This window comes from Brevundimonas sp. (assembly GCF_046295775.1).
Taxonomy (GTDB): domain Bacteria; phylum Pseudomonadota; class Alphaproteobacteria; order Caulobacterales; family Caulobacteraceae; genus Brevundimonas.
This window is the reverse complement of sequence record NZ_JBKBML010000026.1, coordinates 24,151-32,144: the sequence shown is the minus strand read 5'-3', so window position 1 is coordinate 32,144 and position 7,994 is coordinate 24,151. Positions and strand designations below refer to the sequence as shown.

The window sequence follows — 7,994 nt, the reverse complement described above, 5'->3', positions numbered from 1 at the left end:
CGCCCGACTTCGCCAGCGTCATCGTGATCGCCGCCGTCAGCGTCGTCTTGCCGTGGTCAACGTGACCAATCGTGCCGATGTTGCAGTGCGGCTTGGTGCGTTCGAACTTTTCCTTGGCCATGGCCAAACTCCTTAATGGCCCGGGTCCGTTCGTCGGATGGGCGTCATGCTCATCAAAAACCTGGAGCGGGTAGACGGGATCGAACCGACATCCTCAGCTTGGAAGGCTGCTGCACTACCATTGTGCTATACCCGCGCAGAAAGAACGCAGGACCGCTGCCGGCCTGACGTTCCGCTCCTCAGTGCGGCCTCGCCCGGAGCCGTGTTCGAAAAAGCGCGTGGTGGGGGAAGCAGGACTCGAACCTGCGAAGCTTACGCAGGGGATTTACAGTCCCCCCCCTTTGCCGCTCGGGACATTCCCCCGCGCGCGTTTTCGACACCGTTCCGAGGCTGAACCGACGGTCGAAACGACCGCGCGGAACAAAAACCTTCGCTGCCGGACGCGCCTGTAATAGAGGGTGCGCCTGACCCGAAGGCCCTGGGGCCCCAAATCGGAGGGCGTCTTATAGTGTCGTCGAACTACGAACGCAACGACCGGAAAGCCGGTAAAAAGCAGGTCTTTCAGAAGCGGCCCGAGGGGCGTCTGGACCGGCCTTCCAAAGGCTCCGAGCGCGGTCCGCGCACGGCCGAAGCGGCGCCGCGCGTCGGACGCGGCAAGCCCGAGGCGGACAACTTCCTGTGGGGCCGCCATCCGGTGCTCGCCGCCCTTGCCAATCCGGCGCGTCGCGGCATGGGCCGGCTGATGGCGACGGAGGAGCGGGCCGCCGAGATCGAGCGCGACGGCCTGGCTCACGGCCACCGCATCGAGGTCGTGGACGTCCAGGCCCTGACGCGGCTGCTGCCCGCCGGCGCCGTGCACCAGGGTCTGGCCTTCAAGGTTCAGCCGCTGGAGGGCGTGGATCTGCGCGATCTGGCCGAACCGGCCGAGGGGCTGATCGTCATGCTGGACCAGCTGACCGACCCGCAGAACGTCGGCGCCATCTTCCGCTCGGCCCTGGCCTTTGGCGCGCGCGGCATCGTGGTTCAGGACCGGCACGCCCCGGCCCTGGCCGGCGCCCTGGCCAAGGCCGCCGTCGGCGCGACCGAGCGCCTCCCGCACGCCCGCGTGACCAATCTGAGCCGTGCGCTGGAGACCCTGGCCGAGTACGGCTGGCGCGCCGTGGGCCTTGATGGCGATGCGGAGCACACGCTGGAGCAAGCCCTGGATCATCGGCCCACGGTGCTGGTCATGGGCTCGGAGGGCGACGGCGTGCGCCGGCTGGTGGCCGAGCATTGCGAGGTGATGGCCAGGATCCCCATGCCCGGCGGTTTCGAGAGCCTGAACGTCTCCAACGCCGCCGCCGTCGCGCTATACGAAGCGGCGCGCGCACAAGGCCACAAACCCGCCGGTTGACAGATTGACGCAGGGCGGAGCCGGGCCTAAGGCGCGGCCATGGACGCCCTGCTGACCCCCGAACTCCTCAGCCAGCTCTCGGCCCTGGCCAAGGTGCTGATGATCGACCTGGTGCTGGCGGGCGACAACGCCGTCGCCGTCGGCTTGGCCGCCGCCGCCCTGCCGCAGGAGCAGCGCCGCAAGGCCATTCTGATCGGCCTGGCCGCCGCCGTCGTCATGCGCATCGGTCTGGCTCTGATCACGGTGCAGCTGCTGGCCGTGGTCAGCCTGTTGCTGGCGGGCGGCTTCCTGCTGCTGTGGGTCTGCTGGAAGATGTGGCGTGAGCTGCGCGAGCAGGCGACCCATGACCAGGCCGAGGCTCAGGCCGAGCTTGAGCTGGCCCAGTCGATCGAACATGGCCACGGCCCAAGCCCCGAGGCGCTGGGCCTGAAGCGCAAGACCTTCGGCGCGGCGCTGCTGCAGATCATGATCGCCGACCTGACCATGAGCCTGGACAATGTGCTGGCCGTCGCCGGCGCGGCGCACGACCACCCCTGGATCATGGTCTTCGGCCTGGTGCTGTCGATCGCCCTGATGGGGCTGGCCGCGACCTTCATCGCCAAGCTGCTGAACAAGCACCGCTGGATCGCCTATATCGGCCTTGTCATCGTGCTGTATGTGGCGCTGCACATGATCTGGGACGGCGCGCGCTCGGTGATCGTGCGCACCGACAACACCCAGGCCTTCAACAGCTCGGCGCCGCAGATGCTGCGCATCAGTCCCGAGGAAGAAGCAAAGCACTGGCGCGGCGTGCGCGGCGCGCCCGACAGCGCGGCGCCGGCCCACGGCCTGCCTGCAAACCCGCAAGTCCCGGTCGGCTGAGGCGACCGCCTAGTCGTCGCGCAGGTTCGATCCCTTGGCCAGGCGGCGGGCCGCCAGCCGCTGAACGGCGTAGGCCGTCAACCAAAGGGCCATGGCCCAGGCTGCGCCGACGCACCAGCCGGCGATGACGTCGGTGGCCCAGTGCGCGCCCAGGTAGACGCGGGTGACGCCGACCATCAGGGCTAGGATCACCCCCACGCCCAGCGCGTAGGCCTTGAACCGTCGCCGGGGAAAGGCCTGCGTCAGCATCACGCCCAGCGTCAGGTAAAACACGGTCGCGAGCAGGGCGTGGCCTGAGGGGAAGCTGGCGTTCAGCGTCTCCACAACCTGGAACGGCGCGGGCGGACGCTCACGCTCGAACACCGCCTTGAGGCCCTCGCTCAGCACGACGCCGCCGGCCAGTCCCGCTACGAGCAGGACGGCGGACAGGCGCTTGCCCATCATGACGAGGAAGCCAACGGCGATCAGAGCGAACAGGCCCAAGACGGCGATGCCGCCCAAAGACGTGATGTCGGCGGCCGCCTCGTGCAGCCACCAAGGGCCCCAGGGGCGGCCCGGGTCCTCGGTGAAGGGCCTAAGCAGATCCAGGATGGCGCGGTCGAACCGGCGTCCGTCTTCTTCCGCCATCACGTCGGCCAGTTCGACAAACGCCAGCACGCCTCCAGTCAGGACCAGAAGCGCGGTCAGGGCGGCGATCTCGGCGCGGGCCAGACGGCAGGCGCGCCAGAGGTGGGAGCGGAGCTCTGCGATCATGGCCAAGCTCAATGGTCATGAGAGCTCGCCCGTTCCATCCAAAGAATTTCGAGGCGTGTGGATAAGCGGTCGATTCCGGCGAAACGCCCCCGTGGCGGGACGCGAATCGGGAGCATCCGCCGGTCAACCGCAAAAGATGGCGACAATGCGAAATATCAGCCCTTGGCGCCTCCTCAAACCGGTGATTTAGTCGTTGTTAAGCAGACCAAACACAATATGTAGTGTGTGAGGCAGGCGATGGGGGCTCTTATGGCTGGCGGCGAAGCGTTGAAGACAGTGGAAATCCAGACGGTTGCGACGACGGAACCCGTCCGTCCCCAGCTGTCCGTCGTGCCTTCGATTCAGCTGGATCGGTCGCGAGACGACCTGCTGACCGACTTCGGCAAGAAGACGCTGGAAGACCGCTATCTGCTGCCGGGCGAGTCCTATCAGGACATGTTCGCGCGCGTCGCCACGGCCTTCGCCGACGACCACGAGCACGCCCAGCGCGTCTATGACTACATGTCCAAGCTGTGGTTCATGCCGTCGACGCCGGTGCTGTCGAACGGCGGCGCGGATCGCGGTCTGCCGATCTCCTGCTTCCTGAACGCTGTGGGCGATTCGCTGGACGGCATTCAGAGCGTCTGGAACGAGAACGTCTCTCTGGCCTCGAACGGCGGCGGCATCGGCACCTATTGGGGCGGCGTCCGCTCGATCGGCGAGAAGGTCAAGGGCGCGGGCCAGACCTCGGGCATCATCCCCTTCATCCGCGTGATGGACTCCCTGACCCTGGCAATCAGCCAAGGGTCGCTGCGTCGCGGCTCAGCCGCCGTCTATCTGGACGTGCACCACCCCGAGATCGAAGAGTTCTTGGAGATCCGCAAGCCGTCGGGCGACTTCAACCGCAAGTCCCTGAACCTGCACCACGGCATCAACATCACCGACGCCTTCATGGAGGCGGTGCGCGACGGCCGGACCTTCGACCTCGTCTCGCCCAAGTCCGGCGAAGTCCGCAAGACGGTGGACGCCCGCTCGCTGTGGCAGAAGATCTTGGAGATCCGCCTGCAGACCGGCGAGCCCTATCTGATCTTCTCCGACACGGTGAACCGGCAGATGCCGCAGCACCAGAAGGACCTGGGCCTGTCGGTCAAACAGTCCAACCTGTGCTCGGAAATCATGCTGCACACCGGCCGCGACCACCGGGGCGTGGACCGGACCGCGGTCTGCTGCCTGTCGTCGGTCAACGCCGAGATGTTCCTGGAGTGGCGCGAGGAGCCGCGCTTCATCGAGGACGTGATGCGCTTCCTGGACAATGTGCTGGAAGACTTCATCCAGCGCGCCCCCGCTGACATGAAGGCCGCCGTCTATTCGGCCAAGCGCGAACGCTCGGTGGGTCTGGGCCTGATGGGCTTCCACTCCTTCCTGCAGTCGCAGGGCGTGGCCTTTGAATCGGCCATGGCCAAGTCGTGGAACATGCGGCTGTTCAAGCACCTGCGTCGCGAGGCCGACAAGGCCAGCGTCAAGCTGGCCGAAGAGAAGGGCCCCTGCGAGGACGCCGCCGAGCGCGGCGTGATGGAGCGGTTCAGCCACAAGCTGGCGATCGCCCCGACCGCCTCGATCTCGATCATCTGCGGCGGGACGTCAGCCGGCATCGAGCCGATCCCGGCCAACATCTACACCCACAAGACCTTGTCGGGCTCGTTCGCGGTCAAGAACCCGTATCTGGAAGAGCTGCTGGACGCCAAGGGCCAGAACACCGACGCTGTCTGGTCCTCGATCCTGGAGCACGAAGGCTCGGTCCAGCATCTGGATATTCTGAGCGACGACGAGAAGTCGGTCTTCAAGACCGCCTTCGAGCTGGATCAGCGCTGGATCGTCGAACTGTCGGCGGACCGCTCGGCCGACATCTGCCAGGCCCAGTCGGTCAACCTGTTCATCCCCGGCGACGTGAACAAGTGGGACCTGCACATGCTGCATTGGCAGGCCTGGGAGCGGGGCGTGAAGTCGCTCTACTACCTGCGCTCCAAGTCGGTTCAGCGCGCGGCCTTCGCCGGCGCCGAGGACAAGGCCGAAGCCGACGTCGACCTAAACCAGCCCGACCTCTTCGCCGTCGCCAAGACGGACTACGAGGAATGCCTGGCCTGCCAATAAGGCGCGCTTGAGCCGTCCTCACGACCGATAACGTCCCCGTCAGGCTGGCCGTCGCTGCGGAACGATCCGCAGCGGCGCTGCGTTTGCCGCCTGATGTCAGGATCGTGTCCGCAAGATGGCCGTGGACTCTTCGCCGTTAACCGGTGCAGGGTGACGCGTGCAGGCGGATCGAGGGGACCGTTGATGCGTGTTTTGGCCGGGATGGCGGGACTGGGAGCGGGGGTGGCCATGGCGGCCGCAGCCTCGGCCCAGACCTTTGCGCCCTCGGCCTGGAGCGAAGCTGACGGCGACCAGATCGGAACCACGCTTATGCGCCTGGACCGCCAGGCCCGCTTCGACGCCGCACTGGACGGACCGTTTGGCCCGGCGGTCGATGTGGAGGCGCTGCGCCTTGCGGACACGCCCTTCGCCGCCGCCGCGCGTCGTGACGTCTGGCTCGAAGGCAATGGGTTCGCCGACCGGGTAAGCCTGACCACCACTGGCGTCGCCCGCCGCCTAGACGGCGCGCCTCTGCCGGTGGCGGCGGGACAGGCCGCCGGCCTGGACGCTGACGGATATGATCTGCGCTATGTTCGAGGCTGGATCGGGCCGGTCAGCCGCACGGCGTCCGGCCTTGAAGTCAGTTTGACGCCCCACGCCGGCTTCGGCCTGGGATCAGAGGGGCGGTCCGCCGAGGCCGGCGCCACCCTGCGCATCGGATCGGGCCTGAACAGGCTGGTTCAGGACGGCCGCGAAGCTTTTGGCGAACGGCCGCGCTGGTATCTCTATGCCGCCGGGTCGGGGCGAGCCGTAGGCTACAACTTCGCCCGAAACCGCGATGGTGACTTTGCCCGATCGGGCGTCAGCCATGACGCCGGCACCTTCATGGGCGACGCCTCGGTCGGCGTCGCCATGCGGCGCGGTGCGGTGCAGAGCTCGTTCGGCGTCGTCTATCGTGAGATCAAGGCGCGTGGCCTGCGCACCGGCCATGGCGACGACACTGATGTGTCGGAGGGCCTGGTGGCCTTCCAACTGTCCATCAAGCCCGGACGCTGATCCGCGCTACTGCGTGCGCGCCACGCCCTCGCGGCGGGTGTCCGCCCCGCCGTCCCAGCGGCCGTTCCGCCACACCGCGCCGTGCAGGCCCGACGTCTCCGACGCATTGGGCCTGAGCGCCATGCCGGCCTCGGCCAGGGCGTCGCGGACCGCCGGATCGAACAGGGCGGTGTCGGCCCCCACGCTTTCGCCGCGCACGACCAGATTGGGCAGGTCGAAGGCCTGTTGCAGCGGCAGGCCCCAATCCAGCACGCCGATCAGGGCCTTGGCGTTGTAGGCCAGGATGGAGTTGCCGCCGGGCGACCCCAGTGCGGCGACGAACCGGCCCTGTCGGTCCAGCACGATCACCGGGCTCATCGACGAGCGCGGCCGCTTGCCCGCCGCCACCGCATTCGCGGCCGGACGGCCTTGCGCGTCCGTCGGCGTCAGGGAGAAGTCGGTCAGTTGGTTGTTCAGGAAGAAGCCACCCGCCATTCGGCCCGAGCCGAAGATGCTCTCGACCGTGGTGGTCATGCTGACGGCATTGCCCTGGGCGTCCACCACGACGAAATGCGAGGTGCCGGCCGGCTCGCGGGTGGCGTCGGCGCCGGTGAAGACGCCGCCGGGCGGATTGCCCGCCTCGGGCGCGCCGCGAAGGCCGGGGACCAGTGCCGCGCGCGAGGCGACATAGCCGTCGTCGAGCAGACCCTGCACCGGCACCCGGGCGAAGGCGGGGTCGCCGACGTAGCGGTCACGATCGGCGTACATCAGCTTCTGCAGCCGGCCGAAGGCGACCCAGGCCTCGGGGCTGTTCGGGCCGCGCTGAATGTCCGGGGTCTTCTCGGCCATGGCCAGCAGCTGCAGCAACGCCAGGCCGCTGGACGGCGGCGGCGGGACGCAGACGACATAGACCCGATAGGGCCGGCACAGGGCGCCGCGCTCCAGCGGCTCATAGCCGGCGATGTCAGCCTCGGTCAGGGCGCCCGGCCGCGGATCGCGGCGCACGGCCTGGACGATCTCGCGGGCGATGCGGCCGGTCTGAAGGGCGGCGGCCCCGTCACGGGCGATGGCCGAGACGGTCTCGGCATAGGCGGGGTTCCTCAGGGTGTCGCCGGCCTGATACGGCTGGCCGTCGGGCCGAGTGAAATAGGCGCGGGCGTCCGGCGTCGCGGCCTGGGGCGCGCTGCTCGAGATCATGCCGGCCAGGCGGGGGCTGACGACGAAACCGTCGCGGGCCAGACGTTCGGCGTCGGCGAACAGCTCCGACCAGGGCAGCCGGCCGTGATCCTTCTGGGCCTGGGCCAGCATCGGCACCGCGCCCGGCGCACCGGTCGAGCGGCCCGACAGCACCGCGTCGCGGAAGTTTAGCGGCCGGCCGTTCTCGAAAAACAGCTCGGGCGTCGCCGAGGCCGGGGCCGTCTCGCGGCCGTCATAGGCCGTAATGTCGCCGGTGGCGGCGTCGAAATGCATCATGAAGGCGCCGCCGCCCAAGCCCGAGCTCTGCGGCTCGACCAAACCGAGCACCGCCTGGATGGCCACCGCCGCATCGACCGCCGAACCGCCGGCGTTCAGCACCCTCAGCCCCGCCTCGACAGCAAGCGGATTAGCCGCCGCCACGAACGGGCCGCGCGCCGGCGGCGCGGCCGGCGCCTCGCCCGGCGTCGGCGCGGTGGTCGCGACGGGCGCGCAGCCGGCCAGCAGGCCGATGACGGCCAGGGTGGAGGCCAGGGTGCGGATCGGGCGGCGCATGGCGGGCTCCGGTACAGTCTCGGGGAGGAGACCT

At 68.5% G+C, this 7,994-nt stretch carries 7 protein-coding genes and 2 tRNA genes; 4 read left to right on the top strand and 5 right to left on the bottom strand.

The annotated features are described in order from the left end of the window. From ACK4I0_RS12455 to ACK4I0_RS12445, 3 genes are all read right to left on the bottom strand, one after another. Window positions 1-121: GTP-binding protein (locus tag ACK4I0_RS12455; RefSeq protein WP_236849606.1), on the bottom strand; the 121-nt coding region annotated here is incomplete at its 3' end. Window positions 122-182: 61 nt separating this feature from the next. Next, a tRNA-Gly gene (locus tag ACK4I0_RS12450) sits at window positions 183-256 on the bottom strand. 83 nt (window positions 257-339) lie between these two features. Next, window positions 340-423 (bottom strand) — tRNA-Tyr (locus ACK4I0_RS12445). A gap of 145 nt (window positions 424-568) precedes the next feature. On the opposite strand from ACK4I0_RS12445, the gene rlmB reads away from it, so the two are divergent. Together rlmB and ACK4I0_RS12435 are read left to right on the top strand one after the other, a co-directional pair. Next, on the top strand, window positions 569-1,453 hold the full coding sequence (rlmB, locus tag ACK4I0_RS12440; RefSeq protein WP_409611433.1) for a 23S rRNA (guanosine(2251)-2'-O)-methyltransferase RlmB: 885 nt from the start codon (window positions 569-571) through the stop codon (window positions 1,451-1,453). A gap of 39 nt (window positions 1,454-1,492) precedes the next feature. Further along, window positions 1,493-2,314: a TerC family protein gene (locus ACK4I0_RS12435; RefSeq protein WP_409611431.1), complete on the top strand. Its 822-nt coding sequence runs from the start codon at window positions 1,493-1,495 to the stop codon at window positions 2,312-2,314. A gap of 9 nt (window positions 2,315-2,323) precedes the next feature. Here ACK4I0_RS12435 and ACK4I0_RS12430 read toward each other — a convergent pair whose 3' ends face one another. Next, window positions 2,324-3,067 (bottom strand): phosphatase PAP2 family protein, encoded by a 744-nt coding sequence (locus ACK4I0_RS12430; RefSeq protein ID WP_409611429.1) that lies wholly within the window; start codon window positions 3,065-3,067, stop codon window positions 2,324-2,326. A 237-nt stretch (window positions 3,068-3,304) separates the two neighbouring features. Here ACK4I0_RS12430 and ACK4I0_RS12425 point away from each other — a divergent pair, with 237 nt between their 5' ends. Both ACK4I0_RS12425 and ACK4I0_RS12420 read left to right on the top strand, forming a co-directional pair. After that, window positions 3,305-5,197, top strand: coding sequence for a ribonucleoside-diphosphate reductase subunit alpha (locus tag ACK4I0_RS12425; protein ID WP_409611427.1), 1,893 nt, complete (start codon window positions 3,305-3,307; stop codon window positions 5,195-5,197). Between the two features lie 183 nt (window positions 5,198-5,380). Continuing rightward, window positions 5,381-6,232 carry a lipid A-modifier LpxR family protein gene (locus tag ACK4I0_RS12420; RefSeq protein ID WP_409611425.1) on the top strand — a complete coding sequence of 284 codons (852 nt, stop codon included), beginning with the start codon at window positions 5,381-5,383 and terminating at the stop codon, window positions 6,230-6,232. Window positions 6,233-6,238: 6 nt separating this feature from the next. On the opposite strand, the gene ACK4I0_RS12415 is transcribed toward ACK4I0_RS12420, so the two are convergent. Further along, on the bottom strand, window positions 6,239-7,960 hold the full coding sequence (locus ACK4I0_RS12415) for a gamma-glutamyltransferase family protein (protein WP_409611423.1): 1,722 nt from the start codon (window positions 7,958-7,960) through the stop codon (window positions 6,239-6,241). Window positions 7,961-7,994: the final 34 nt, after the last annotated feature.